This is a genomic window from Kitasatospora sp. NPDC001095 (assembly GCF_053598615.1).
On the sequence record NZ_JBSFKQ010000004.1, the window covers coordinates 60506 to 85626 of the forward strand.

The following is a 25121-nucleotide window of genomic DNA, read 5'->3' on the forward strand; positions in this document are numbered from 1 at the left end:
CGGCGTCGCCCGGACCGTCCTGGCCGGGGCCGCCCGGGGCTTCCTGTCCGCCGGGGACGAGCGCTTCGGCACCGTCCGCTGCCTGGACACCCTGGGCCGCGAGCTGTGGGCCTTCCCCGTCGGGGAGTAGCCCCCGGGGGCAGTCCGCCTCCCCGACGGGGCGAGGAAAGCAGCAGGTCGGAGGCGGTGTCACGGCGCGCACCATGACAACTGTCACGCGGATGACGCAACGGACGGCACTGCTCTGACGGAGGGTCCGGCGGAAAGACTGGAGGCACGACGCGGGCAGTGGCCCGCGGCCACCAGCCGGGGAGGAACCCACCGTGAGCCAGACCGTCAGTGCCGCCGCCGTCACCAGCACCGCCGCCGCTCCCGCCCTGGCCGTCACCGCCGCCCACGCCAAGACGCCCAACCCGCTGGTCTCCGGGCTCCGCCCGCTCGCCCCTCGACGTGGCCGCGCCGCTGGCCGGCTACTACCTGCTGCACTCGGCCCTCGGCCTGAGCGAGTTCGCCGCGCTGGCCTGGAGCAGCGCCTTCCCGGCCGCCCGGACCGTCCTCGGCCTGCTGGGCGAGCGCAGGCTGAACCTGTGGGCCGCCCTGATGCTGACCGTCAACCTGGCGGGCCTGGCGCTGACCTTCGTCACCGGCGACGCCCGGCTGATGATCGCCAAGGACGGCGGCCTGAGCGGCACCGTGGCGCTGGCGATCCTGGTCTCCGCGCTGATCGGCCGGCCGGTGATGACCCCGATGCTGATGCCCTTCCTCACCAAGGGCCGGACGGAGCGCGCCGCCGCCTGGCAGCGGCTGGTCGAGGGCCGGGCGGCCGGGTCGCGGGCGTTCCGCCGCCACGAGCGCCTGTTCTCGGGCATCTGGGGCACCGCGCTGCTGACCGAGTGCGCGGCCCGGGTGGTCGGCGCCTTCACCCTGCCGGTGTCGACCATGGCCTGGCTGTCCACCGTCCTCCTGATCGGCGCGATCGTGGCCGGTTCGATGCTCGGCCAGATCGCGGTCGAGCCGATGGAGCGGCTGGTCCGCGCCGAGGCCGAGGCCCCGACCGCCGCCTGAGCGCGCCGCACCCTCTCCTCCCCGTCGCTCCCCTCCCCGCGGTTCCCCTCCCCTCCGGCTTCGCTGAACAGCCGGTTCCGAGGACTCGAACAGCGAGGAACCATCCGGATCTCCCGGGAGTCGTTCATAACGAGGGGGTAACGGGACCCCCGACCGAGGAAAACGGGGACCCCATGAACCGGACGACGTACGCGCCGAGCAGCACCGAGGAACGCACCCTCGTCTGGGACGGCTGCCTGAACGTCCGCGACCTGGGCGGGCTGCCCACCGCCGCCGGCCGGCTCACCGCCCGCGGCGCGATGGTCAGGGCGGACAACCTGGACCGCCTCACCGCCGAGGGCTGGGACGCCCTCCTCGACCACGGCGTCCGCACCGTGGTCGACCTGCGCGACGCCGAGGAGTACAAGCCGCTCCTCCCGCTCCCCGAGGACGTCGAGCTGGTCCGCGTCCCGCTGGACGAACTGGCCGGCCCCGCCTGGTGGGATACCCACGGACGACTGGACGGCACCCCGCTCGCGCTCCGCCCGTACCTGGACCACTGCCCGCAAGCCGCCGCCGCGCTGGTCTCCGTGATCGCCGGCGCCCGCCCCGGTGGCGTGGTCGTGCACTGCGGCGCCGGCCGTGACCGCACCGGCCTGGCCACCCTCCTGCTGCTCTCCCTGGCCGGGGTCGAACGGTCCGCGATCACCGAGGACTACCTGATGAGCGACCCCAACATCCGCCCGCTGTACGGGATGCTGGGCCTGCCCGACCCGTACCGCCGGATCGACGCGGTGCTCGCCGAGGCCGGGACCACCGCCGAGGCCGCCCTGGCCGCCGCGCTCGACGGGTTCGACCCGGTCGGCTACCTGCTCGCGGCCGGCGTCACGCCCGAGCGGATCGCCGCCGTCCGGGAACGACTGCTGCCCACCGCGTAACGCGGGCCGCCGGAGCCCCTTCGGCGCGTCGGGACCCGCAAGAAGACCTCCGAAACCATCGTCAACCGATGGTTGACGATCCTCGGATCGACAACCTACGGTTGACGCATGGAGAATCCCGTTGCTCCCAACACCACTCCGCTGCGCCTCGACGACCTGATCGCCGCGATCAAGCAGGTCCACACCGACGCGCTCGACCAGCTCTCCGACGCGGTCATCGCCGCCGACCACCTCGGCGAACTCGCCGACCACCTCATCGGCCACTTCGTCGACCAGGCCCGCCGCTCCGGCGCCTCCTGGACCGACATCGGCCGCAGCATGGGCGTCAGCAAGCAGGCCGCCCAGAAGCGCTTCGTCCCCAAGGACCCGGGCACCCCGAACGACCTCGACCCGAGCCAGGGCTTCAGCCGGTTCACCCCCCGGGCCCGCAAGGTCGTGGTGGCCTCGCAGGAGGAGGCCCGGAAGGCGAACAACGCCGAGATCACCCCGGTGCACGTGCTGCTCGGCCTGCTCGCCGAGCCCGAGGGCATCGCGATCAAGGCGCTCGCCGCCCAGGGCGTCACCCCGGAAGCCGTCCGCACGGCGGCCACCGCCGCTCTGCCGACCGCGGTCGAGCAGACGGTGCCCGCCCTGATCCCCTACGACGCCCAGGGCAAGAAGGTGATGGAGCTGACCTTCCGCGAGGCGCTCAAGCTCGGGCACAACTACGTCGGCACCGAGCACCTCCTGCTCGCGCTGCTGGAACTGGAGAACGGCCAGGGCGTGCTGGCCGGGCTGAAGGTCGACAAGTCCGAGACGGAGGCCTTCGTCTCGGAGGCGATCGCCGCCATCGTCGCCGCCCGGAACCCGGAGTCCGAGTCGAAGGAGTGAGTCGCCACCGATGCCCTGCCCCGGGCACGACGACCGCCCGGGGCAGGGCACTTGCGCTTCGACTTCGGCTCCGGCTTCGACTTCGGTGTTCGCTTCCGCGCCCCCGTCCGCTGCCGCGTCCGATCAGAACCCGGAGACGTTGGTGGTGACGATCCGGACCCGGCCGGCCTCCGCCGCCTCCAGCGCCGCCCGCAGCCGGGCCGAACGGGCCGGCCCGAGCAGGCCCAGGGCCTCCTCGGTCGACACCCAGCGGTAGTCGTCCAGCTCACCGGCCGGGACGGTCACGGGGGTGCCGTCCGGGACGGTGCCGAAGTCGAACAGGAAGTGCTGGGCAGGGTGGTCGAGTTCGGCCGAGGCATGGGTCCAGGAGATGGCCAGCAGCTCGCCCGCCTCCCGGACGATGCCGGTCTCCTCCTCCAACTCCCGCACGGCGCACTCGACCGGGCCGTCCCCGAGGTCGATCGTGCCGCCCGGGAACTGCCAGTGCTCGCGGTACCCGGCCTTCACGATCAGGATCCGGCCGGACTCGTCCCGCAGCAGGCAGCCCGCCGCCGCGTAGATCCGGGGCAGGGACGCCAGCCACTCCTCGCGGGACTTCAAGGGCTCGGTCGTCACGGTGCTCCTCCAGGGGCAGAGTGGGTTCGGTCGCCCCCACTCTGCCACCCGACCGATGACTCCCGGCCGCCTCAACGGTCCTATCCGCCATGGACACCATGACGACCGCACCGCACCGTAGCGCCCTCCTGACCTGCGACCTGGGCGCACTCACCGCCCCCGACCTGGCCGTCGTCGACGCGCTCGCCCGGCTACGGCTGGCCGCCGCCCGACACGGGGTGGCCGTGGTGCTGCGGAACGTCGGCGGCCCGCTGCGCGAACTGCTGGCGTTCAGCGGGCTCTCGGCGCTGCTGCCGGGCCCGGCCGACCTCACCGACCTGTCACCGGAGCTGCCGGAGCTACCCGGCGGCGGGCTCGGCCAGCACGGCGGGCTCGGCCAGCACGGCGGGCTCGGCCGGCACGGCGGGCTCGGCGTCGAGCCGGGGCGGGAGGCCGAAGAGCGGGAAGAGCACGTCGGTGTCCAGGAAGTTGGTGAAGCCGGTGATCCTGCCCCCTGACACCTCCGGCACGATCAGTGCCCACGGCTCGTGCCCGCCCTCCGGGCTCGGCCGGTACTGGCCGAAGGCCGGCCCGCCGTTGGCCGTCACCGGGAGCAGCCGGGAACCGCGGCAGCCGTGCCCGGGGCCCAGCATCCACTCCCGGAGCTCGTCCCGACCGCGCAGCCACATCGCGAACGGCGGCATGTTGAGCGTGACGTCCTCGTGCAGCAGCGCGGCGAGGCCGTCCATGTCGTACGCCTCGAAGGCGCGGACGTAGCGGTCCAGCAGCGCGCGGTGCTCCTCGTCCAGCTCCGGTGCCGGCCGGGCCGCCGAGTCGTCGGCGGCGAGCGCCGCCCGGGCACGCTGGAGCGCGCTGTTGACCGAGGCCACCGTGACGCCCAGCAGTTCGGCCACCTCCGCGGCCTTCCAGCCGAGCACCTCGCGCAGGATCAGCACCGCCCGCTGCCGGGGCGCGAGGCGCTGGAGCGCGGCGACGAAGGCCAGCTTCACCGACTCGCGCTGGGCGGCCACGTCCGCCGGATCCCCCGTCTCGGACAGCACCCGGCCGTCCGGCGCCGGGCCGATCCACGTCACCTCGGGCAGTTGGGTGTCGTACGCGGTGGCCACCGTGACCGGACCGGCCAGGTCCATCGGCCGGGCCCGGCTGTTGCGGCCGTTCAACGCGTCCAGGCAGACGTTGGTGGCTATTCGGTACAGCCAGGAGCGCAGCGCGGACCGCCCCTCGAAGCCCCGGTGCCCGCGCCAGGCGCGGACCATCGTCTCCTGCACGGCGTCCTCGGCCTCGAAGACCGAGCCGAGCATGCGGTAGCAGTAGCCGGTCAGCTCGGTGCGGTACCGCTCCAGCTGGAGCTCGACCGGCTCCTCCGTGATCACGTCGGTCATGGTGCGCCCCGCCCCCGTCGTCCTGCCGTGCCGTGTGCCCTGGTGAACGGGAGGAACGTAGCGCACAGCACTGACAAGCGCCCCTCCGGCACCACACGGCCCAGCGGGGGCGAGGGTGGCGGCGGCGGTCCTCCTCGCGGCCCGACCCGACAGGCCCCCTGACCGCACGCCAGGGGCGGGCGGCCACGATCCGGCCGCCCGCCCCGCGGTGTGCCGCGACTCAGTGGGCGGAGTGCTTCTCCGCGCCGCGGTGCCGGTGCCCCTTGAGCTCGGCGTGCATCGCCGGGGCCGCGTGCACCGCCGTGCCCGGCGCGTCCCTTCCGCCGTGCCGGAAGGCCCCGCCGGCGCCGAAACCGGCGGCGGTCCGGGTCATCGTGCCGGCGCTCGGCTCCGGTGCCAGCCGGGTGGGCGGGCTCGCCATGCCCCGGCGCTCCAGCAGTTCCTGCGTTCCCTGGCGGAACTTGGCGGTGCTGCCGGGCATTCGCTTGGTCATCGTCGACCTCCCTTCGTCGGCCACCGGCCGGACGGACGCCGGCCGGAGCGGCCGCACGGGCGTTATGTCCGGATTTTATCCGGGTTGCGGGGCCGCGCCACCGCGGAGAAGCCGTGCGGGAAGGGAGAGCGCGCCTCGGCCGCCTCGGCCGCCTCAGCCCATGAGCTCGTGGACGAAGCACCAGCGCCAGTCCTCCCCCGGCTCGTACGAGCGGATCACCGGGTGGGAGGTGTTGTGGAAGTGCGCGGTGGCGTGCCGCTGCGGCGAGAAGTCGCAACAGCCGACATGCCCGCAGTCCAGGCAGATCCGCAGGTGCACCCAGTCCCGACGGCCCTGCGCCAGGCAGTCGGCGCAGCCGTCCGCGGGCGGCCGGGGCTCGATGTTCCGAGGGGCCAGAGCGAGGTCTTCGCAGGCGCTCATGACTGAAGGCTATGCCGCCCCGGCGCGGGGCGCCCACTCCGGGCGAGGGGCGCGGCGCGGGCCCGGGGCGCCAGCTGGTCGCGACGGACGATGGCGACGGCCGGTGACGACGGCACCGGCCGAAATCCGCGCCACCCGGCGGCAGTTCGCCCACCGGGGCGCGCCCGGGGCCGGGTCCTCCCGGCGCGGTCCTGCGACGGTCCCGGCAGGGCGTCCCGGGGGCGATCCCGCCGATCCCCCTGCCCACGATGATCCACCCCTCCCGCACCGCCGACGCCGCTGGCCCGGCAGGCGCGGCGCCCGCCCCGGGGACAGTGCCGAATCCCCGCTCCGCGCCCCCGGACGGCATGGGAGCATGCCATCCGTGGCGATCGTGACGGGGAGAACGAACGGCGACACCGGCGGCGACCCCGGCGGTGCGACGGCGCGGCAGCGCGGCGCGGGAACGCGGGACGGCGACGACAGCGGCGCCGACGTCGGAAGCGGCGGCCGCGACACCGGGGCCCCGGCCGGCGGCAGCGCCGCACGGGCCACCACCCGGATACCCGGGCAGAGCGGCGGCGGCCGGTTCCGGACCCGCCCGCTGCCCGCCACCGGCCGGGTCCGCCAGCCCGTCGCCCTGATCCGGCTGCTCGGCGGCCTGTTCGCCATCGCCCTCACCCTGCTGCTCGCCGACTACGCCCGCGCCACCACCAGCGGCATCGCCGCCGACGTCGCCGAGGCGGCCGCACTGGTGCCGCGCCCGCTGTCGGGCCTGGCCGGCGGACTCACCACCGCCGCCGTCCTGCTGCTCCCCGTCGGCCTCGCCGTCCGCCGCCTGCTGGGCCCCGACCGGCGGCGCGCCCTCCAACAGGTCTCCGACGGGCTGCTCGCCGCCGTCCTCGCCTACGGCGCCACCCTCGGCCTCGACCTGTGGGCCGACGGCCTCGCCCCGGTCTCGCTGCTCACCGCGCTCACCCAGCCACCGCCCGGCGGCGGGCTGGGGCACACCGAACCCGTCTACGGCTACCTCGCGCCCGTCCTCGCCTTCATGACCGCCTCCGGCAGCCGGGAACGCCGCCTGTCCTGGACCGTCCTCGCCCTCTCCGGCCTCGCCGGGCTGACCGGCGGGTACGCCACCCCCACCGCGCTCCTGCTCGGGCTGCTGATCGGCTGGACCGGCGCCCACGGCACCCTGTACGCCGTCGGCACCCCCGACCCCTGCCCACTACCCGGCGAGGTCCTGCGCGCCCTACGCGACAGCGGCCTGCGCCCGGTCGAGGCCAAGCCGGCCGGGCCCGACCGCTACCGGGTCCGGCAGGCCGACGGCCTCCCCGAGCTCGACGTCCAGATCCTCGACCGGCAGGCCGTCACCGCCGCCGCCGTCCAGCGCGCCTGGCGCCGACTGCGCCTGCGCACCGCCCCGGACCCGCGCGTCCTGCGCTCCCCGCGCACCGGGCTGGAGCACGAGGCACTCGTCACCTACGCGGCCCTCGCGGCCGGCGTCCGCACCCGCCGCATCGCGGCCACCGCCGGTCTCGGCCAGGACACCGCCCTCATCGCGTACGAGCGGCTGGCCGGACGCACCCTGGACGAACTCACCGACGAGGAGATCACCGACGAGCTGCTCACCGACGCCTGGCGGCACCTCGCCCTGCTCCAGCGCCGCGAGATCGCCCACCGCGCCCTCGTCCCCTCCTCCCTGCTGATCGACGACTCCGGCGCGGTACACCTTGTCGACTTCGCCGACGGCGACATCGCCGCCACCGAACTCGTCCTCTGCTGCGACCTCGCCCAACTCCTCACCACCCTCGCCCTGCGCGCCGGCGCCGCCCGCTCCGTCCGCACGGCCACCGCCGTCCTCGGCCCCGACCCCGTCGGCGCCGCCCTGCCGCTCCTCCAGCCCATCGCCCTCACCCACACCACCCGCCGCGCCCTCAAGCAGCACGCGAAGCACGCTGCCAGCGGGGCGGCCGGGGGCGCGGGCGCGGGCGCGGGCGCGGTGAAGGACGCAGGCACGACCGGCGGCGCGGCCGGGGGCGCCGTCGCCGCCCCACGCAAACGCGACGACGCCGACGCAGCGGACCGCGACGCCCGCGCGGCCGGGGGTGCCGTCGCCGCCCCGGCGGGCGACGGGTCCAACACCCGCGCTGCCGCCGCCCGCCCGGAGGCCAGCCCGGAGTCCCCCGCCGCCGCGCCCGCCGGCCTGCTCGACGAGATCCGCGCGGAGGTCCTGCGCACCCGCCCGCAGGTGGTGGGCCGGCCGGTGCGGCTGGAGCGGTTGCGGCCGCGGACGCTGCTGGTCGTGGTGGGCGGGGTGATGGCCGGGTGGCTGTTGCTCCCGCAGTTGTTCGCCGCGGAGGACAACCCGGTCTCCGCCCTGGCGGACGCCGATCCCTGGTGGCTGCTGCTGGCGGTGCTGGCTGCTGCGACCAGCCACGTCGCGGCTGCCATGGGCTTCGTCGGTTTCGTTCCGGAGCGGCTGGACTTCCGCAACGCGGTGCTGGCGCAGGTGGCCGGGTCGTTCGTGAAGCTGGTGTCGCCGGGCGGTGTCGGCGGGATCGCGCTGAACACCCGGTTGTTGCAGCGGGCCGGGATCCCGACCGCCCAGGCGCTGTCCAGCGTCGGCGTGGGGAACCTGATCGGGCTGGCGCTGCACCTGTTGCAGCTCGGCGCCTTCGTCTACCTGGTGGACTTCGCGCCGGGCAGCTCCGAACTGGACGCGCTGCCCGCGGTGGTCGGCGGGCTGGCGGGCGCGGTCGCGCTGCTCGCGGTGGTGTCGGCGATCCCGGTGGCGCGGCGGTGGCTGGCGACGCGGCTGCGGCCGCTGACGGCGGAGGTGCTGCCGCGGCTGCTGGACCTGCTGCGCAGCCCGTCCCGGCTGGCGGTGGGGGTGACCGGCCAGCTGCTGGTGTCGCTCTGCCTGATCGCCTGCCTGTACTGCAGTGTCCGGGCGATCGGCCGGGAGCCGTCGTTCGCCGCGGTCGCGGTGGTGTTCCTGGTGGGCAACGCGGTGGGCAGCGCGGCGCCGACCCCGGGAGGGGCCGGCGCGGTGGACGGGATGCTGCTCGGGCTGCTCCAGCAGACCGCGTCGATGGAGCGGGGCGGCGAGCTGGCCGCGGTGGCGCTGTACCGTCTGCTGACGCTGATCCTGCCGGTGCTGCCGGGGTGGGCGGCCTTCGTCTGGCTGCAACGCCGCCGGGCCCTGTAGCCGCCGGGGGCACTCGCCCGCTACTCCCGGTACTCCTCCTCGTCGTGCCGCACCGGCCGGCTCTGTTCCACGACGTCGGCGACGTTGGTCGCCGGGTCCGCGCCGACGGCCCGGCGCTCGGCCACCTCGTCGTACGTGTCGCCCTCGGGTGCCTCCTCGTCGGGCTCGACGGTCTCGGCGGTCTCCTCGATCAGGTATTCCTCGTGCTGTTCCTGCGGCATGGCATCCGTCCTCGCTGTTCGGAGGCCTTCACGGGCCCGGCTGGCGGTACTGGCAGTATCCGCCGCCCGGCGCCCGGACGCGACGTGCCGACACTGCTCCGGCGTGTTGCCGGGGCTTGCGGGATTCCCCGGCCGACCGGGCCGATTGACCCGCGAAACCACCCCCTGAATGACCCAGAGAGGTGGTTCATTCCGCGCCTAGGGTCGTAGCCATGACGACGAACGAGAACACCGGGACCACCCGGGCCGCCGAGATCACCGAGGCCCCCGCCCGCCTCGAGTACGCCCGCACCGCCCCCAAGGTGTTCCGCGCGATGATCGCCCTGGACGCCGCCGCCCGCGAGGGCCTGGACCCCGCCCTGGTCGAGCTCGTCCAGATGCGCACCTCCCAGCTGAACGGCTGCGCGTACTGCCTGGACATGCACGCCAAGGACGCCCGCAAGGCCGGTGAGACCGACGAGCGGATCTACCTGCTGCCGGTCTGGCCGGAGGCCCCGATCGGGGTGTACACCGAGCGCGAGCGGGCCGCCCTGGCGCTGGCCGAGGAGATCACCCGGATCGACGGCGGCGTCTCGGACGCGGTGTACGCCCGGGCCGCCGCGCACTTCGGGGAGGCCGAGCTGGCGCAGCTGATCTCGGTCTGTTTCACGATCAACGCCTGGAACCGCATCAACGTGGCCACCCGCAAGACCCCCGGCACCGCCTGACCGCACCGCCTGACCGCGCCGCCCGGCCGCAGCTCCGTCCGGGGCGGCGGCCGGAGCTGCGAGCGGGGCGGCGAGCGGGGCGGCGGCCGGAACGCCGTCTGGACCACGGGGGTACGATCGGTGCCGTACAAAGGGCTAACCCACACCCACCGGTGGCCCCGAGGCCCATACGAACGACGGGGAAATCATGTCCGGCTCGCACTACTTCACCGGTGCACCCGAGGTCGCCAGCGACCGCCGGCCGATCACGGTCTCCCTCCCGGACCTCACCCTGGAACTGACCACCGACACCGGGGTGTTCTCCCGCAGCCGGCTCGACCCGTGCACCCGGATCCTGCTGGAGCACGCCCCGCAGCCGCGGGTGCGCGGCCCGATCCTGGACATCGGCTGCGGCTACGGTCCGATCGCCCTGACCTGGGCGAGCCGCCGCAAGCGCCTCCCGGTCTGGGCGGTGGACGTCAACGAGCGCGCCCTGGAGCTGGTCCGGCTGAACGCCGAGGCGCTGGGGCTCGGCAACGTCCAGGCCTCCCTGCCCGACGACGTCCCGGAGGACGTCCGCTTCGCCACCATCTACTCCAACCCGCCGATCCGGATCGGCAAGGCCGCGCTGCGCCGCCTGCTCACGCACTGGCTCGACCGGCTGACCCCGGACGGCTCGGCGTTCCTGGTGGTGCAGAAGCACCTGGGTTCGGACTCGCTCCAGAAGTGGCTGAACGAGCAGGGCTACCCGACCACCCGGGTCACATCGGTCAACGGGGTGCGGATCCTGGAAGCGCGGCCCCGCCCCGAGGTGGGCGAGGGCTCCGAGAGTGGACGAGGTACGACGACGTGAAGCAGCTGCGCGGGACCGAACTGAAGCGTCTGCACCGCTCGTGGCGGCGCAGCAACGAGTTCCGGCTCGCGATGATCCTGGAGAACCTCCAGTCGCCGTTCAACGTCGGCTCGGTGGTCCGCACCGGCGCGGCGATGGGCGCCGAGAAGCTGTACCTGGTCGGGGACACCCCGTCGGTGCGCTCGTCCGGCGCGCAGAAGGCGGCGATGGGCACCGACAAGTACCTGAAGGTGGAGCACTTCCCGACCGTCGCCGAGGCCGTGGCGGCGGCCAAGGCGGACGGTTACAAGGTCGTCGGCCTGGAGCTGGCGGACGAGGCGGTGCCGATGTTCGCCGCCGAGCTGACCCCGGCGGTGGCCTTCGTGCTCGGGCACGAGGACCGCGGGATCACGCCCGAGGCGCTGGCGCTGTGCGACCAGGTGGTGTTCGTGCCGCAGCTGGGCCGGGTCGGCTCGCTGAACGTCTCGGCGGCCGCGACGGTGGCCTGCTACGAGGCGCGCCGGCAGGGCTACGCGATCAGCGGCACCCCGGACGGCGACCTCGCGGGCGACCTCGGCGACGACGAGTAGCGAGCTGCCGAACAGGCGGGTCGCGCGGCCGGGTGGCCGGGTGGCCGCCCGAAGCGCGCGTGAAGCCCGGTCCGTCCGCCGACGGGCCGGGCTCCCGGCTTCGGCCGGGCCTTCAGCCCTTGACGTTCCGTCGGATGGAACCGACCAGGAACACCACCGCGAGCATCGCCGCGGACAGCGCCCCGACCAGCAGCGGCCCGGGCCCCGCCGGACTGCCGTTCACGCGTATGGCGCCCATGAAGTCGACGGCGGAGACGTTGTTGACGAGCATCCACCAGAGCGGCAGGTAGACCGCCTGGAAGAGCCGGTGGCTCCGGCTCACCACGCCGAGCGCCATGGCCAGCGAGGGGACGAACAGCGCGCCGCCGAGCCAGCAGGCCGCCCCCGCGGCGTCGCCCGCCACCAGCATGCGGAGCAGCGGGGCCGCGCCCGTCACCGCGGTGAGCACCAGCCCGGACGCCCATTCGGCGAGGAGCCGGCGCCGGGCCGACGGGTAGGCGCCGAGCAGCACCTCCAGACCGCTCTCGACCTGCTGGCTGCCGAGCCGGGACCAGAGCAGGACCGGCCACAGCCACGCCAGCGGCAGGAGCAGGCCGGTGACGGCGTTCAGCGGCGCGAACCCGGCCAACGTCAGCCCGGCCGCGACCAGCCACCACCGGCGGGAGACGCCCTGCACCAGGATGCGGAGCTCGCCCGCGAGCAGCCGGCCGAACGCCCCCGCCCGCCGCGGTTCGGTCCGCGGCAGGGCGCCCGGCGCGGCCGCCCAGCGCACCCCCGCGGGCTCCGGCCCGTCGAGCGCGGACGGCCCGCCCGCCGCCTCGGCCGCCCCGGCGCCCGTCCGCACCGCGGCCGTACCGGCCGACCCGCGCGCGGGGTCGAACCTGCCGAACCACAGGGCCGGCAGCAGCGCCAGCGCGACCGCCGCCAGGAGCAGCGCCAGCCGGGCGAGGACGAATCCGGCGGACGGGTCGAAGCCGTCCCAGCGGAAGGTGCCCAGCGGGGTGTCGACCTTGGTCAGGCCGAGGCTGAACCCGCCCGGGTCGGCCGTCCCGTGCCGGGCCTCCAGCGCCGCGCCCATCGACCGCGCGACCTGGTGCACCCCGAGGCCGTCCAGCGGTGCGGAGGCCGACTGCCCGCCGATCGCGAGCACCATGGCCAGCACGAACCAGACGACGTTCCCGAAGCCGCCCCGCAGCAGCGGCACCGTCTCGAACAGCAGCGCCGCCGCCGCGGTGAGCGCCATCAGGGGCAGCGAGAGCAGCAGGAACGGCTCGAGCAGGCGGATCGGGTCGACCGTGCGGTCCTCGCCGCGGGCGAGCTGCATCAGCAGCGCGGTGACGGCCAGCACGCCGACCATGGAGGCGAGCACCAGGAGGTTGCTCAGGAACTTGGCCAGGAGGTAGTGGTGGGTGCGCAGCGGTGTCGCGGCGAGGATCTGGCCGACCCCGGTCGTCCCGTCCCGGGCGATGCCGCTGCGCACCACGTAGAAGCCGCCGAAGGTGAGCCAGAGCGCACCGGCCAGGGCGGTGACGACGCCGACGTAGGCGCTGTTGTAGACGCCCCGGTTGCCACCCACGTCCATGATCGTCCAGTGGCCGCCGGCGTCCGGTACGGCCAGGTAGCCGAGCCCGACCGCGGCGAGCAGCGTCACGGCGTACACCGGCCGGCGCACCCGGTCGCGGAAGTCGCCGACCGCCAGTGCGGCGAGCAACGACCCGGGCGCCGCCCTCCTGGGCGCGTTCACCGCCGCGCTCATCGCCGCACCGCCCGCCGACCGGCCGGCCACCCGGCGCCGCCCCGCTCCCCCGCCCCGTGGACGACGCCCAGGTAGGCGTCCTCCAGGTCGGGCGGCACCCGGACCGCGTCGGGCCGCGGCTGCTCGGCGGCGAGCAGCCGCAGCCGTACGCCGTTCCCCGTCCGCACCATCCGGCTGACCACGTGGCGGGCCTGTACCTCCAGGAGGTCCGCGGGGGCGACCACGGCCTCCCAGACCTGACCGTCGATCTCGCGGAGCAGTTCGTCGGGCGCGCCGCGGCGCAGCAGCCGGCCCCGCGCGACCACGGCGATGTCGGAGGCGACGGACTCGACATCGGAGACGATGTGGGTGGACAGCATCACCACCCGGTCCGCCGCGAGCTCGCTGAGCAGGTTGCGGAAGCGCACCCGCTCCTCCGGATCCAGGCCGGCGGTGGGCTCGTCGACCACGATCACCCTCGGGTCGGCCAGCAGGGCCTGCGCGATGCCGACCCGGCGGAGCATGCCGCCGGAGTACGCGCCGAGCGGACGCTTGACCGCCTCGGTCAGGTTGACCAGTTGGAGCAGCTCGTCGACCCGGGCCCGGGCGGAGCGGGCGCCGATCCCCTTGGCGGCCGCCAGGTAGGACAGGAACTCCCGCGACGTCAGGTTCGGGTAGACGCCGAAGTCCTGTGGGAGGTAGCCGAGTTCCCGGCGCAGCCGGTCCGGTTCGGCCACCGCGTCGGCGCCCAGGTAGCGGACCCGGCCGGCCGTGGGCCGGGTGACCGTCGCCACGATGCGCATGAGCGAGGACTTCCCGGCGCCGTTCGGCCCCAGCAGGCCCAGCATCCCGGGGCCGAGGTGCATGGTGATGCCGTCGACGGCCCGCTTGCCGCCCTTGTAGTCCTTGGTGATGTCGATCAGTTCGAGCATGGTCTCCGTCTTCCCGGCCTTCCCCGCGGAAGGGCTCGTCGGCTTCAGCCCTTGAGGTCCGTCTCGCGCCCGTCCCGCAGGACCGCGACGCCCTTGGGGACCTCGACCCGGTACTTGGTGTCGCAGTTCGCGAGCCCGGAACAGCCCGCCCGGAGTTCGAGGACACCGTCCAGCAGCGTCCAGGACTCCTTGGCGGTGCCGACCTTGCCGCTCGTGTCGAACCAGCGGGTGACCTTGACGTCCTGGCGATCGGCCGCGACGAGGTCGGCCGGCGCGCCGTGTGCCTTGACGTTCAGGCTGGTGCCGGCGAACGCGAAGGTCCTGTCCTCGGGCGTGGCGTCCATGGCGTCGGCGCACCCGGCGAGCGGGACGAGGGCGGCCACCGCGAGGGCGAGCAGGACTGGTGCGGACGGGCGTCGATCCACCGGGACCTCCTTGCGGCCGGGTTCGGCTTCGGGGCGCGCTCCCTGGGCAGGTGAGCACGCTCGCAAGCCTGGCCGATCCGCGGCCTCCTGCCATCTGCCGTTCGGCAGATATCCGGTGGGGGCGAAGGCGGTCCGTTGTGCTGAAAGGCGGAGTTTGGCGCGCCTAGAACGGCGGACGGCCCGGGGGAACAGCGGACAGTCCAGGGAAACAGCGGACGGCCCGGGCCGGATGCCGTCCGACCCGGGCCTCGCCCGACCGACCGCCCGTACGGGGAACCGCCGACCGTGCGGGAACCAGCCCGCCACGCGGCCCCGGCGGGCTGCTCGGCCGGCCGCCCCTCCGCCGCCGAGGCGACGGTGAGCCGCCGCAGGTCGCGGCTGAGCAGCGCCGCCCCGGTGGCCGGCACCACCAGCGCGGCGCCCCACAGCAGCGCGGAGGTTGGTGGCCATCCGCATCAGCGCGTTGGCCGGGCGCAGCACGTCCGCGGGCACGGTCTGCGGGGTCAGCGCCGCCGAGGCGGGCAGCGAGAGCGCGGACAGGGCGCCGTTCGCCACGCTGAGGACGACCAGCAGCGGGATCGAGCCAGCCGGCCAGGACGCCCCCTCTCCCCGAGGCTCCCCCCGGCGGTCGACTCCCGGGTCCCGACGAGTCGAAGAGGATCACCCGGGAAACCGGTCCGGTGGATCGCGGCTCAGTGGTCGAGGTAGGCGAGGACGGCCAGGACCCGGCGGTTGTCGGTCTCCGAGGGCGGCAGGCCGAGCTTGGTGAAGATGTTGCCGATGTGCTTGGCCACCGCCTTCTCGGAGATGTAGAGCTCCTCCGCCGTCCCGGCGTTCGAGCGGCCCTGCGCCAGGCACTCCAGCACCTCCCGCTCGCGCGCGGAGAGCGCGGTCAGGCGCTCGTCGCGCACCTTGCGGGTGAGCAGTTGCTGGATGACCTCCGGGTCCATCGCCGTGCCGCCCGCGGCCACCCGCTCGACGGCGTCGATGAACTGGTCGCCGTTGGTGACCCGGCTCTTGAGCAGGTACCCGACGCCCGAGGAGCCGGTGGCCAGCAGCTCGTGGGCATAGAGCGGTTCGACGTACTGCGACAGCAGCAGCACCGGCAGGTCGGGGATCCGGGTGCGGGCCTCCACCGCCGCGCGCAGGCCCTCGTCGCTGAGGCCCGGCGGCAGCCGGACGTCCACCACCGCGACGTCCGGACGCTTCTCGGTGAGCGCGCGCAACAGCATGGGGCCGTTGTCGACCGCCTCGACCACCTCGTGACCGTAGGCGGTGAGCAGTTGCACCAACCCGTTCCTCAGGAGGAAGTGGTCTTCGGCCAGGACAATTCGCACGGCAGCTCCATGGTGATCAGGGTGGGTCCTTCCGGCGGGCTGCTGACGGCCAGGATGCCGTCGAAGGCCGCCAGCCGACGTTCGATCCCACGCAGTCCGGTCCCCCCGGCCGGGTCGGCGCCGCCGCGCCCGTCATCGGTGATGTCGATGCGGAGCATGCCGCCCTCGTGCCGGACGTCGATCCAGGCGCGCTCGGCACCGGAGTGCTTGGCGGCGTTGGTGAGGATCTCCGAGACGGCGAAGTAGGCGGCGGACTCGACGGGAGGCTCCGGCCGGCCGTCCAGGTCGATGCTGACCTCCGTGGACAGCGGGCAGAGCAGGGCGAGGGAGCGGATCGCGTCGCCCAGGCCGCGGTCGGCCAGCACCGGCGGGTGGATGCCCCGGACCAGGTCCCGCAGTTCGTCCAGCGCCTTGGTCGAGGACTCGCGGGCCTCGGCGAGCAGGGCCGCCACCGCGTCCGGGTTGGTCTTGAGCAGTCGTTCGGCCGCGTTGAGGGTCATGCCCATCGCGACCAGGCGGGCCTGGGCGCCGTCGTGCAGATCGCGCTCGATGCGGCGGATCTCGGCCATCTGGGTGTCCATCGCGTCGGAGCGCGTGGTGGTCAGGTGCTCGATGCGCTCGGCCATCGCCTCGTCCGCCCCCGGCGCCAGCACGCGGAACAGGTACCGGGCGTGGCGCGACGCGGTGCGCGGCGCGTCCCACAGCGCGAACAGCGCGACCACGACGGCCAGCAGTCCGGCGAGCACCGCGGTGAAGGGGCCGTCGACCGGGATGAACAGGTACCAGATGCTGCCCAGGTCGTGCGACAGCCGGGTGCCGAACACCGCGGTCGTCAGCCCCCACAGGCTGCTGAGCAGCAGTGCCGCCGGAACGAACGCGATCACGCCGCCGAGCAGCGGGTCGATGACGACGAACCGCCAGTCCCGCCACACCTGGTTGTCCCGCGCGACGAGGAGGGCGTGGAGCGCCTGGCCCTGCCGGGCGTCCGGGAGCGGCGGATAGCGCGCGGGCACCGAGACCCCGGACCACTGCGCCGCCAACTCCCGCTGCCGGTCGACCAGTCGGCGGACGGCGCGTTGGGTGCCCGGTAGCAGCGACACGCCCAGGCCGACGGGCAGGAAGACGTACAGGCCGGTCAGCCACAGGCCGAGCACCAGCGCCCGCATCGAGAGGCCGAACAGCACGAGGGAGCGCCGCAGGCCGGTGACCGAACCGCCCGGCGACGGGGGTGCCGGCGTGTGTGCGGCCATCGATGCGCCCTGCTGCCTGGTGTTCATCCGGTGCCCCCTGGGGTTCCGCATCCCTGATTGATGCGCCGCCCTCCATTATTGGAACGGCGACCGCCCGCCACAGGGGAGGAATATCCACTTTATGGCCAGGGAACGGCCAGCGAACGGGTTTCGGCCACACAGGCCACACCGGACTCACCCTCCACCTCGACCTCCATGCGGAGCCCGAACAGGCAGCCGGACGGAAGCCGTCTCGCGGTCAGCAGGGTGGCGTCCGCCCTGATCCGCCGTCCGACCCGCACCGGCCGGTGGAAGCGCACGGAGTCCAGACCCACGTTGAGGACGTGCCGCGTCCCGCCGATGGACAGGACGCTGTCCGTCATGGCGGTCAGCAGGCTGAGCGTCAGGTAGCCGTGGGCGACCGTCACCCCGAAGGGGCCCTCGGCGGCGCGCTCGGGGTCGGTGTGGATCCACTGCTCGTCGCCGACGACGGAGGCGTACCGGTCGACCAGGTCCTGGGTGATCGGGATCCAGTCGCTCCGGCCCAGGTGCCGGCCGGCGGCGGCGGCGAACGCTTCGACATTCGGGAAGGCTGTCACGGCGCACATCCTCATGGGCCGTCCCGGGCGGGGCAAGCGTCCGCGGCGGGCGGTCAGCGCGGGATCAGCGAGGGGTCAGCGCGGTGTCAGCAGGCCGGTGGAACGTGTTCCCATGACGGCGATATCGGCGGTTGCCAGCCACCGCCCCACCACGGTGCCGCTCGCCCGGCTGCAGCGGGACGTCGGCATGTCCGACGGCCAACTGCGCCAGTACGAGCGGTACTACGGCCTTGCGGAGGTCTGCCGCGAGCCCGGCGAGGGTGAGACGCGACTGCTGCAACGGGCCGTGGCGGCGCTCGCGGAGCTGCGCGGGCGGGAGTCCGACGTCCGCTACGTGCTGCAGGCGCGGACGATGCCGTCCCCGATGCCCTACCCGCACACCTCGACGGCCCCGCTGCTGGAGGAGCTGGGCCTGCGGCACGCCACCGGTTTCGTGGTCTCGCAGCACGCCTGCGCATCCGGCCTGCTCGCCCTCGACATGGCCGGGACACTGCTGGCGGCGGACGGCGACCCGGACGCCCTCGCCCTGGTCCTGGCCGGCGAGAAGGTCGGGTCCAGGCAGTCGCAGTCCATCCCGGGCGTCACGGTGATGGGCGAGGCCACCGCCGCGGTGCTGCTGAGTGCGAGCGGAACCGGTGACCGGCTGCTCGGCTACGCGGCCCACACCCACAGCCGCTTCCACGACCAGTTCCTGATGGAGGACCCGGAGGCCGCGAAGGAGTTCCAGGCGCTGTACGCACCGGCGCTGTGCGAAGTGGTGCGCGCCGCCCTCGACCAGGCCGGGTGCACGCTGGACGAGGTGGCCCTGGTGCTGCCGCACAACGTCAACCGGCTCTCGTGGGTGGCGGTGTGCCGGATGCTCGGCGTCCCGATGACCAGGGTGTACCTCGACCTGGTCGCCCGAACCGGGCACTGCTTCTGCGCGGACCCCTTCGTCAACCTGCAACAGGCCACCCAGGAAGGCCGGTTGGCCGCCGGCGACCGCTACGTGATGACCAGCGTGGGCCTGGGAGCGACCTTCGCGGCCATGGTCCTCGAACACTGAGAACGCTCCGGCGCCGCCTCTCCGACACCGCCCCCTCCGGCACCGATGCCCCCAGCACCGATCCCTCCAGCACCGACAGTCCTCCTGACAGCCGTCCACCCACGCAAGAAAGGCAAGGTCGAGCCTTGGACGAGACCGACAGCGGCTTCCGCTCCCGACTCGGGCGGGCGGTCACCGGCTCCGCGGACACCCCACTGCTGTTCCTCGGCAACTTCGAGGTCGAGAACAACTGGGCCGAGGGCGAGCCCGCACTGCCCCGGGTCGCCTCCCACGCCGGGAGCGCGGTGGTGAACCGGATGGACGAGTTCGCCCTGCTGCTGGGCGGCGAGCAGGACCACGTCGTGCTGAAGGCGGCACCCGATCCGGACTACCTCGACCAGTTGCGCGGGCTCGGCATCGGCACGCCCACCGTGCACGTCCCGGCCCGGCAGGACCCGCTGCGCGCGGTCACCGAGGACGTACTGGCCGACGACGCCCTGCTGGACGCGCTGCGGCAGCGGCTGGCACCGCTCGGCGTCCAGGTCGTCGCACACGGCGTGTCCGAGGCCGAGGAGCGGCTCGCCGCGCGCACCTCACTGCGGCTCGCCGCGCCGCCCGCCGCCCTGTGCAAGCGCGTGAACAGCAAGGTGTACAGCCGGAAGCTGGCCGACGAGCTGGGGCTCCGCCAGGCCCCCGGCCGCACCTGCGAGACGACGGCGGAACTGGCGGAGGCGGTGGAGTGGGCCGGCGGACGGCTGGCCGAGGGCCGCCGGATCGCGGTCAAGGACGCCTACGGGGTGTCCGGCAAGGGCATCGTGGTGCTCGACGACCCGCGGCGGCTGGAGCGGCTGCAGCGGATGGCCGCGGGGCAGGCCGCGCGGGCCGGCGGCGACCGGCTCGCCCTGGTGCTGGAGGAGTGGGTCGCCAAGACCGCCGACCTCAACTACCAGTTCACCGTGAGCCGCGACGGCTCGGTGCGGTTCGACTTCGTCAAGGAGGCGCTGACCGAGCGCGGCGTGCACAAGGGCCACCGGATGCCGGCCGGGCTCACCGCCGCGCAGGACGGCGAGGTGCGGGAGGCGGCGGCGCGGCTGGGCGGGAAGCTGGCCGCCGACGGCTGGTTCGGTGTCGTCGGCATCGACGCCATGGTCGACCCGGACGGCGGCCTCTACCCCGTGGTCGAGATCAACGCGCGCCACAACATGTCGACCTACCAGGCCGTGCTGACCGAGGGACTGATGGCACCGGACGGCATCGCCGTCGCCCGCCAGTACCCGCTGCGCATCGCCCGACCGGTGTCGTTCGCCGAGCTGCGGGAAGCGCTCGACGGGCTGCTGCTGACGGAGCGCGGCGGCACCGGGCTGTTCGTCAACAACTTCGCCACGGTCAACGCCGCCGCCGCGGCGGGCGGCGAGGGGCCGTTCGAGGGGCGCCTGTACGGCGTGGTGGTCGCCGGCGACGACGACGCGGCCGCGGCCCTCGACGAGGAAGTGTCCCGCCGGCTGGCGGGGCTGCTGCACACCGTGGAAGGGAGTCCGGCATGAGCCGGGAGTTCACTGTGCAGGGCGTGGGGATCACCGCCCTGGCCGAGGAGTTCGGCACCCCGCTGTACCTCTACGACGGCGACGGGATCGCGGACCGGTTCCAGGAGCTCAAGTCGCTGCTCCATCCGGCGCTGGAGATCTTCTACTCGCTCAAGGCCAACCCGAACATCTCCGTCTGCGGGCTGCTGCACTCCGCCGGCGCCCGCGCGGAGGTCTCCTCGCTGACCGAGCTGGTCACCGCGCTCCGGGCCGGCGTCCCGCCGCACGACATCCTCTTCCTCGGCCCGGGCAAGAGCCGGGCGGAGCTCGCCGCCTGCCTGGACGAGGGCGTCGCCGCCATCGTCTGCGAGTCGCTGGACGAGCTGGAGCTGATCGACGAACTGGCCCGGGAGCGCGGTGTCCTGGCCCCCGTGGTGCTGCGGGTCAATCCGGAGTTCACCGTCAAGGGCTCGGGCCTGACCATGGGCGGCAAGCCCCGGCAGTTCGGCATCGACGAGGGGCAGCTGCTCTCCGCGCAGGAGGTGCTGGACCGCTGCGGTGCGGTCCGGGTGCACGGCGTGCAGGTCTACCTCGGCACCCGCATCCTGGACCCCGCCGTCGTCGCGGACAACGCCCGCCGCATCTTCGAACTGGCGGAGCTGCTGTCCGCCAAGCTGGGCTTCCCGCTGGAGCTGGTGGACATCGGCGGGGGCCTGGGGGTGGCCTACTTCGACAACGAGCAGGACCCCGACCCGGCGGTGCTGGCCGAACTGCTCAACCCGCTGGTCGCGGACTTCGCCGACCGGCACCCCGGCACCCGGCTGATCATGGAACTGGGCCGCTACCTCGTCGCGGTGCACGGAACCTACGTGGTGCGGGTCCGCTACACCAAGAGCTCCATGGGCGAGCGCTTCGCGGTCGCCGACGGCGGCACCAACCACCACATGGCGGCGGTCGGCATCGGCTCGTTCGTCAAGCGCAACTTCCCCATCACGGCGCTCCAGAAGCTCGACGAACCGGACGGCGGCCCGTGGAACATCACCGGCCCGCTGTGCACGCCCAACGACCTGCTGGGCAAGAAGGTGTCGCTGCCCGAACTGCGCCCCGGCGACCTGCTGGGCGTGGAACGGTCCGGCGCGTACGGCCCGACCGCCTCCCCCGTGCACTTCCTCAGCCACGGCCATCCGGCCGAGGTGCTGATGCTCGGAGGGCGGCCGCACCTGGTCCGGGAACGCGACGACACCGAGTCGATGCTCGCGCGCCAGCACCTCCACCTGCCCGCGGACGCCGCGGGATCGACCCCGGAGAGGAACCAATGACCGACGACATCGCAGCCGTGTCCGCCCCGGAGAAGCGGGCGGCCTGCCTCGCCGCCGTGCGCGAGGCCCTGGCACAGGTGCTCAACCAGGACACCGCGGAGATCGGCGAGGAGGCCCGGATCTTCGACGACCTCGGCCTGGACTCCAGCAGCGCCCTGGAGATGCTCATCGTCATCGAGGACGAACTCGGCCTGCAGTTCGACGTGGAGAGCCTGGACATGGGCGACTTCGCGACGGTGGGCACCCTGGTGGACTTCGTCGTGAACGAGGCGGGCTCGTAGCCGTGTTCCGCGCCACCGCGCCGCTTTCCCGAACCGTGCCCGCCACCGCCGACGCGGGTGCGGGCACGGTGCCACGCCTGCTGCGGGCGGGCTGGTACCGGCCCACCGACCACGGGGGACTCCGCGGCGCCCCACGTCCCGCGGTCCAGGAGGTGCACCGGCGGACGGCCGAGCTGTACGGGACGCGGGTGCTGCGCGAGGGGTTCACGGACTCCCCGCTGCGGCCGATGCCCCAGCTGGCCGCTGGAGCCCTCGACGCGCTCGGTCCGCTCGCACCGGACGAGGCGCCGCAGGTGGCCGTACTCGCCTACACGACACCGGACTTCGAGCACACCACGCTCACCGCGTCGCTGCTGCAGCACCGGCTGCCCGGGGAGCCGCTCTGCTTCGCGGTCTCCGACCAGGGGGTGCTGGCCCCGTTCACGGCGCTGCGGATCGCCGTCGAGTACGCCCGCCGCTCGCACTGGAGCCGGCTGCTGCTGGTGGTCGTCGACCAGAGCTCGCAGCCGTACCCCGGGCCCGCGTCCGGCCAGTACGCCGCCGAGCACGACTCGGCGGTGGCACTGCTGCTCGCCTGGGCCGGCGGGGCCGCGCCCGTCGCCGGAACGGGACAGGGCCGCGCCGACCAGGCGCTGCCCGGGCTGCGCTCGGACCTCTCCGGGGCCGCCCTGCTCGCGGCGGGCACCGGGCTGGCCGCCGGCCCCGGACTTGCGCCGTCCCCCGGCACCCGGCGCCGCGACGCGGAGCCGGGGCTGCCGTGCACCGGGGTCTGGGCGGCACTGCGGGAGGCGCCGGGCGGGCGGGCGGTGGTCGCCGACTACGACCACGAACTGGACCGCCTGGCCCACTGCACCCTGGAGCTGCCGGCCGGAGAGGGCGGAGTCCGATGACGGCGCCGGTCGACGTCAACCGCTGCTGGCGGGAGTGCCGCGCCCGTGCCCGCCGCGAAGGCATCGTCGAGGCCGTGCGCGGACTGAACACGGCGCTGTCCCCGGACGCCCCGCCCCGGGGCCCCGGCGGCCACGCCCTCGTCCCGGCCGACGCCGTGCCGCTGCCGGGGGGCCGGGACGGTCCGGGCCTCGTCGCCGCGGCCGCCGAACCCACGGCCGCCGGAGCCAGGGCCTCGGTGGAGTGGCAGGCCGGACTGGTGTGGGCGCGGCTCGGCGCGTCGGAGGGCCTCCGGGACGCGGTCGTCGCCAGGCTCGGGAAGCGCACCACCGACGGCACCCCCCTCCTGATGAAGCAGCTGGTCCAGGGCGCCCTGGCCGACGTGCTGATGGAGCAGCTGGAGGCGGAGTGCGTGCTCTCCGAGTCCGACGTCCCGCCGGACGCCGCCGCGATGGGGCGCCTGCACGACCTGATCACCCTGGCCGACCGGGCGCTGCTGCGTCTTCTCGGCGCGCACGGCTTCACCGTCCCCGGCCCCGGATGTGACGCCCATCTCTCGGAACTCCTCGCCGACGTGCACCGGGAGCCCCGCTCCACCACGCCCCTGGAGGAATCATGACCCGGCTCCCCGCGCACCTGGAGGAGCTGCGCCACCTCGCGCGCGGCTGGGCCGGGGACCTGCGTGCGGCGGCCCTGGGGCTGGACCGCGACCCGGAGGCCGTCCACGACCTGCTCCACCTGCCGGCCGTGCGCCACCTGGCCGCCCGGGTCCGGTCGGCGGACTCCGGCGACACCCTGGAACGGGCGGTGCTGGTCGAGGAGCTCGCCCGCGGCGACGCCGCCCTGATGCTGGCGTCACCCGGTCCGTCGATGACCGGTGTGCTGGTGGACGTGCTGGGCAGTCCGGAGCAGCAGGACTGGTTCCGCGACCGGCTCACCACCCAGGGGCCGACCTGGACCTGCTTCGCCCTCACCGAGCCCGAACGCGGCTCGGCCATCGGCGAGATGAGCACCTCGCTCACCCCCCTGGGCGACGGGTCCTTCCGGCTCGACGGCGCCAAGCGCTACGTCGGCAACGCCACCCGGGCGTCGGTCGCGGCGGTCTTCGCCCGGGTCGCCGGCGCCGACCGGCTCGGGGTGAGCGCCGTCCTGGTGGACACCGCCGACCCCGGTTGGACGGCCGAACCGCTGCCGACCCTCGGCCTGCGCGGCGTCCGGCTGGGGGCGATCGCGCTGGACGGCGTGCGCGTCCCGGCGGACCGGGTGCTGGGACGTCATCTGCCGCCGACCCGCCGCGGCATGTGGGGCGTACTCGCGGTCTTCAACCGGCTCCGGCCCAGTGTGGCCGCCATCGCCCTCGGGATCGCGGGTGCCGCACACGACTACGTGGCCGAGCACCGACGGGAGTTGCGGGGCACGGAGCTGGCGCTGTTCGAGGAGCTGGGCCGGCGGATCCACGCGACCCGGCTGCTCACCCACCGCGCCGCCGTCGCCGTGGACCGGCGCCCGGCGGACGGCCACCTCGCCTCGGCCGCGAAGGCCCGGGCCTGCGAACTCGCGGAGGACGCCACCCTGTCGGCGCTCTCCTTCTTCGGCCCGGCGGCCCGGCTGGAGCATCCGCTGCTGGACAAGTACGCCCGCGACGCCCGGGGCGTGGAGTTCATGGAGGGCACCGGCACCATGCAGCGGCTCAACCTGTTCCAGGGCCTGCACACCGGCCGGGTGGGACGAGCCGAAGCGTGCTGACGCCGCCCGTCCCCGAGGACGTGGAGGTGTGGACGGTGCCCCTGGGCACGGCACCGGGCCCTGTCCCGTCCGCTCTCGGCGCGCTCCTCGACGACGAGGAGCGCGCCCGCGCCCGTCGGCTGCCTGACCCGCTCCGCAGGTCCCGCTTCGTCACCGCGCACGCGGCGCTGCGCACCGTCGTGGGCGCGCGGGTCGGCCGCCCGCCGGAAGCCCTGCGGTTCACCAGGGGGCCGAACGGGAAGCCCGAACTCGTCCACGGCCACGGGCTGTTCGTCAGCCTGTCGCACTCGCACGGGATCGCGTTGGTGGCACTGGCGGAGCGGCCCGTCGGAGTGGACGTGGAACGGCTGGCCGACGCGTCCTTCGCCGCCCGGATCGCCGAACGCTGCTTCCCGCCGGGCGAGTTCAGGTCGGTGGCGGCCGCTCCGGCGGGCCGCGGGCCGGACGGCCGGGCAGCGGTCTTCGCCCGCCTGTGGACGCGCAAGGAGGCCTGCGTCAAGGCGGAGGGCGGTCGGCTCGGCCAGGGCCTCGGTCTGGGGGTGCGCGGCCCCGGCCCGCTGACGGTCCACGGCCGCGGCGGGGCCCTGGCCGGCCCCTGGCGCGTCGCGGATCTGACCCCCGCGCCGGGTTACGCCGGCGCCGTGGCCCTGTCCGGACCAGGGCCGTTCCGGGTCGCGTCCCGATGCTGGCAGCCGCCGGCCGGCGACGGTGGGGGAGAAAAGTCCACCACCGTCAGGGAACTTTCCCCCGCGATCACATGACGGTCCGTCGATAGCGTGGTGACACGAAGGCGGAAGCCGGG

General features: G+C 74.4%; 26 protein-coding genes and 1 pseudogene. 16 read left to right on the forward strand and 11 right to left on the reverse strand.

What is annotated here, in order from left to right:
- The first annotated feature begins 450 nt into the window (after positions 1-450).
- The 3 genes from ACWDBB_RS05705 to ACWDBB_RS05715 all read left to right on the forward strand — a co-directional run bounded on the left by ACWDBB_RS05705 (position 451) and on the right by ACWDBB_RS05715 (position 2852).
- On the forward strand, positions 451-1065 hold the full coding sequence (locus tag ACWDBB_RS05705) for a VC0807 family protein (protein ID WP_449788362.1): 615 nt from the start codon (positions 451-453) through the stop codon (positions 1063-1065).
- Between the two features lie 173 nt (positions 1066-1238).
- Positions 1239-1982, forward strand: a complete 744-nt coding sequence (locus tag ACWDBB_RS05710) for a tyrosine-protein phosphatase (protein ID WP_449788363.1) — start codon at positions 1239-1241, stop codon at positions 1980-1982.
- 108 nt (positions 1983-2090) lie between these two features.
- Positions 2091-2852, forward strand: a complete 762-nt coding sequence (locus tag ACWDBB_RS05715) for a Clp protease N-terminal domain-containing protein (protein WP_449788364.1) — start codon at positions 2091-2093, stop codon at positions 2850-2852.
- Positions 2853-2975: 123 nt separating this feature from the next.
- Here ACWDBB_RS05715 and ACWDBB_RS05720 read toward each other — a convergent pair whose 3' ends face one another.
- Positions 2976-3467, reverse strand: coding sequence for an NUDIX domain-containing protein (locus ACWDBB_RS05720; protein WP_449788365.1), 492 nt, complete (start codon positions 3465-3467; stop codon positions 2976-2978).
- Positions 3468-3565: 98 nt separating this feature from the next.
- On the opposite strand from ACWDBB_RS05720, the pseudogene ACWDBB_RS05725 reads away from it, so the two are divergent.
- A pseudogene (locus tag ACWDBB_RS05725) lies at positions 3566-3736 on the forward strand (STAS domain-containing protein); the annotation flags it as partial.
- A 69-nt stretch (positions 3737-3805) separates the two neighbouring features.
- Here ACWDBB_RS05725 and ACWDBB_RS05730 read toward each other — a convergent pair.
- From ACWDBB_RS05730 to ACWDBB_RS05740, 3 genes are all read right to left on the reverse strand, one after another.
- Positions 3806-4849 (reverse strand): sigma-70 family RNA polymerase sigma factor, encoded by a 1044-nt coding sequence (locus tag ACWDBB_RS05730; protein WP_449788366.1) that lies wholly within the window; start codon positions 4847-4849, stop codon positions 3806-3808.
- 220 nt (positions 4850-5069) lie between these two features.
- Positions 5070-5342, reverse strand: coding sequence for a hypothetical protein (locus ACWDBB_RS05735; protein WP_449788367.1), 273 nt, complete (start codon positions 5340-5342; stop codon positions 5070-5072).
- Between the two features lie 153 nt (positions 5343-5495).
- Positions 5496-5762: a UBP-type zinc finger domain-containing protein gene (locus ACWDBB_RS05740; RefSeq protein WP_392868030.1), complete on the reverse strand. Its 267-nt coding sequence runs from the start codon at positions 5760-5762 to the stop codon at positions 5496-5498.
- 364 nt (positions 5763-6126) lie between these two features.
- On the opposite strand from ACWDBB_RS05740, the gene ACWDBB_RS05745 reads away from it, so the two are divergent.
- Positions 6127-8952 (forward strand): lysylphosphatidylglycerol synthase transmembrane domain-containing protein, encoded by a 2826-nt coding sequence (locus tag ACWDBB_RS05745; protein WP_449788368.1) that lies wholly within the window; start codon positions 6127-6129, stop codon positions 8950-8952.
- A 20-nt stretch (positions 8953-8972) separates the two neighbouring features.
- Here ACWDBB_RS05745 and ACWDBB_RS05750 read toward each other — a convergent pair whose 3' ends face one another.
- Positions 8973-9173: a hypothetical protein gene (locus tag ACWDBB_RS05750; protein WP_449788369.1), complete on the reverse strand. Its 201-nt coding sequence runs from the start codon at positions 9171-9173 to the stop codon at positions 8973-8975.
- 212 nt (positions 9174-9385) lie between these two features.
- On the opposite strand from ACWDBB_RS05750, the gene ACWDBB_RS05755 reads away from it, so the two are divergent.
- From ACWDBB_RS05755 to ACWDBB_RS05765, 3 genes are all read left to right on the forward strand, one after another.
- Complete coding sequence (locus ACWDBB_RS05755; protein ID WP_449788370.1) at positions 9386-9880, forward strand: carboxymuconolactone decarboxylase family protein; 495 nt, start codon at positions 9386-9388, stop codon at positions 9878-9880.
- A gap of 187 nt (positions 9881-10067) precedes the next feature.
- Positions 10068-10712, forward strand: coding sequence for a class I SAM-dependent methyltransferase (locus ACWDBB_RS05760; RefSeq protein WP_392868040.1), 645 nt, complete (start codon positions 10068-10070; stop codon positions 10710-10712).
- A complete protein-coding gene (locus ACWDBB_RS05765; RefSeq protein ID WP_392868042.1) occupies positions 10709-11281 on the forward strand; it encodes a TrmH family RNA methyltransferase in 573 nt (190 codons plus the stop codon). Before ACWDBB_RS05760 ends, ACWDBB_RS05765 begins: the two co-directional genes overlap by 4 nt.
- A 112-nt stretch (positions 11282-11393) precedes the next feature.
- On the opposite strand, the gene ACWDBB_RS05770 is transcribed toward ACWDBB_RS05765, so the two are convergent.
- From ACWDBB_RS05770 to ACWDBB_RS05795, 6 genes are all read right to left on the reverse strand, one after another.
- The gene (locus tag ACWDBB_RS05770; protein ID WP_449788371.1) at positions 11394-13037 is read right to left on the reverse strand and encodes a hypothetical protein; all 1644 of its coding nucleotides are present in this window, start codon (positions 13035-13037) and stop codon (positions 11394-11396) included.
- Positions 13034-13948: an ABC transporter ATP-binding protein gene (locus tag ACWDBB_RS05775; RefSeq protein WP_449788372.1), complete on the reverse strand. Its 915-nt coding sequence runs from the start codon at positions 13946-13948 to the stop codon at positions 13034-13036. Before ACWDBB_RS05775 ends, ACWDBB_RS05770 begins: the two co-directional genes overlap by 4 nt.
- Positions 13949-13992: 44 nt before the next feature.
- Entirely contained in the window at positions 13993-14373 is a 381-nt protein-coding gene (locus tag ACWDBB_RS05780) for a hypothetical protein (RefSeq protein ID WP_449788373.1), read from the reverse strand.
- 692 nt (positions 14374-15065) lie between these two features.
- Positions 15066-15710 carry a LuxR C-terminal-related transcriptional regulator gene (locus tag ACWDBB_RS05785; RefSeq protein ID WP_392868065.1) on the reverse strand — a complete coding sequence of 215 codons (645 nt, stop codon included), beginning with the start codon at positions 15708-15710 and terminating at the stop codon, positions 15066-15068.
- A complete protein-coding gene (locus ACWDBB_RS05790; protein ID WP_449788374.1) occupies positions 15674-16987 on the reverse strand; it encodes a sensor histidine kinase in 1314 nt (437 codons plus the stop codon). Before ACWDBB_RS05790 ends, ACWDBB_RS05785 begins: the two co-directional genes overlap by 37 nt.
- 92 nt (positions 16988-17079) lie before the next feature.
- Complete coding sequence (locus tag ACWDBB_RS05795) at positions 17080-17538, reverse strand: MaoC family dehydratase (protein ID WP_449788375.1); 459 nt, start codon at positions 17536-17538, stop codon at positions 17080-17082.
- A 112-nt stretch (positions 17539-17650) separates the two neighbouring features.
- On the opposite strand from ACWDBB_RS05795, the gene ACWDBB_RS05800 reads away from it, so the two are divergent.
- From ACWDBB_RS05800 to ACWDBB_RS05835, 8 genes are all read left to right on the forward strand, one after another.
- Positions 17651-18583, forward strand: coding sequence for a 3-oxoacyl-[acyl-carrier-protein] synthase III C-terminal domain-containing protein (locus ACWDBB_RS05800; RefSeq protein ID WP_449788376.1), 933 nt, complete (start codon positions 17651-17653; stop codon positions 18581-18583).
- 125 nt (positions 18584-18708) lie between these two features.
- The gene (locus tag ACWDBB_RS05805; RefSeq protein ID WP_449788377.1) at positions 18709-20106 is read left to right on the forward strand and encodes a preATP grasp domain-containing protein; all 1398 of its coding nucleotides are present in this window, start codon (positions 18709-18711) and stop codon (positions 20104-20106) included.
- On the forward strand, positions 20103-21404 hold the full coding sequence (locus ACWDBB_RS05810; RefSeq protein ID WP_449788378.1) for a type III PLP-dependent enzyme: 1302 nt from the start codon (positions 20103-20105) through the stop codon (positions 21402-21404). Before ACWDBB_RS05805 ends, ACWDBB_RS05810 begins: the two co-directional genes overlap by 4 nt.
- Positions 21401-21685, forward strand: coding sequence for an acyl carrier protein (locus tag ACWDBB_RS05815; RefSeq protein ID WP_449788379.1), 285 nt, complete (start codon positions 21401-21403; stop codon positions 21683-21685). The genes ACWDBB_RS05810 and ACWDBB_RS05815 overlap by 4 nt, the downstream gene beginning before the upstream one ends.
- 35 nt (positions 21686-21720) lie before the next feature.
- The gene (locus ACWDBB_RS05820) at positions 21721-22575 is read left to right on the forward strand and encodes a hypothetical protein (RefSeq protein ID WP_449788380.1); all 855 of its coding nucleotides are present in this window, start codon (positions 21721-21723) and stop codon (positions 22573-22575) included.
- On the forward strand, positions 22572-23192 hold the full coding sequence (locus ACWDBB_RS05825; RefSeq protein ID WP_449788381.1) for a hypothetical protein: 621 nt from the start codon (positions 22572-22574) through the stop codon (positions 23190-23192). The genes ACWDBB_RS05820 and ACWDBB_RS05825 overlap by 4 nt, the downstream gene beginning before the upstream one ends.
- Positions 23189-24319, forward strand: coding sequence for an acyl-CoA dehydrogenase family protein (locus ACWDBB_RS05830; protein ID WP_449788382.1), 1131 nt, complete (start codon positions 23189-23191; stop codon positions 24317-24319). Before ACWDBB_RS05825 ends, ACWDBB_RS05830 begins: the two co-directional genes overlap by 4 nt.
- Positions 24313-25080, forward strand: coding sequence for a 4'-phosphopantetheinyl transferase family protein (locus ACWDBB_RS05835; protein ID WP_449788383.1), 768 nt, complete (start codon positions 24313-24315; stop codon positions 25078-25080). The genes ACWDBB_RS05830 and ACWDBB_RS05835 overlap by 7 nt, the downstream gene beginning before the upstream one ends.
- The last annotated feature ends 41 nt before the right edge of the window (positions 25081-25121 follow it).

Excerpts from the sequence above, each read along its gene's own strand:
- ACWDBB_RS05710 (WP_449788363.1), top strand. The coding sequence starts at position 1,239 with ATGAACCGGACGACGTACGCGCCGAGCAGCACCGAGGAACGCACCCTC.
- ACWDBB_RS05715 (WP_449788364.1), top strand. The coding sequence starts at position 2,091 with ATGGAGAATCCCGTTGCTCCCAACACCACTCCGCTGCGCCTCGACGAC.
- ACWDBB_RS05730 (WP_449788366.1), bottom strand. The coding sequence starts at position 4,849 with ATGACCGACGTGATCACGGAGGAGCCGGTCGAGCTCCAGCTGGAGCGG.
- ACWDBB_RS05735 (WP_449788367.1), bottom strand. The coding sequence starts at position 5,342 with ATGACCAAGCGAATGCCCGGCAGCACCGCCAAGTTCCGCCAGGGAACG.
- ACWDBB_RS05740 (WP_392868030.1), bottom strand. The coding sequence starts at position 5,762 with ATGAGCGCCTGCGAAGACCTCGCTCTGGCCCCTCGGAACATCGAGCCC.
- ACWDBB_RS05750 (WP_449788369.1), bottom strand. The coding sequence starts at position 9,173 with ATGCCGCAGGAACAGCACGAGGAATACCTGATCGAGGAGACCGCCGAG.
- ACWDBB_RS05755 (WP_449788370.1), top strand. The coding sequence starts at position 9,386 with ATGACGACGAACGAGAACACCGGGACCACCCGGGCCGCCGAGATCACC.
- ACWDBB_RS05760 (WP_392868040.1), top strand. The coding sequence starts at position 10,068 with ATGTCCGGCTCGCACTACTTCACCGGTGCACCCGAGGTCGCCAGCGAC.
- ACWDBB_RS05770 (WP_449788371.1), bottom strand. The coding sequence starts at position 13,037 with ATGAGCGCGGCGGTGAACGCGCCCAGGAGGGCGGCGCCCGGGTCGTTG.
- ACWDBB_RS05775 (WP_449788372.1), bottom strand. The coding sequence starts at position 13,948 with ATGCTCGAACTGATCGACATCACCAAGGACTACAAGGGCGGCAAGCGG.
- ACWDBB_RS05790 (WP_449788374.1), bottom strand. The coding sequence starts at position 16,987 with ATGAACACCAGGCAGCAGGGCGCATCGATGGCCGCACACACGCCGGCA.
- ACWDBB_RS05800 (WP_449788376.1), top strand. The coding sequence starts at position 17,651 with ATGACGGCGATATCGGCGGTTGCCAGCCACCGCCCCACCACGGTGCCG.
- ACWDBB_RS05810 (WP_449788378.1), top strand. The coding sequence starts at position 20,103 with ATGAGCCGGGAGTTCACTGTGCAGGGCGTGGGGATCACCGCCCTGGCC.
- ACWDBB_RS05815 (WP_449788379.1), top strand. The coding sequence starts at position 21,401 with ATGACCGACGACATCGCAGCCGTGTCCGCCCCGGAGAAGCGGGCGGCC.
- ACWDBB_RS05825 (WP_449788381.1), top strand. The coding sequence starts at position 22,572 with ATGACGGCGCCGGTCGACGTCAACCGCTGCTGGCGGGAGTGCCGCGCC.
- ACWDBB_RS05830 (WP_449788382.1), top strand. The coding sequence starts at position 23,189 with ATGACCCGGCTCCCCGCGCACCTGGAGGAGCTGCGCCACCTCGCGCGC.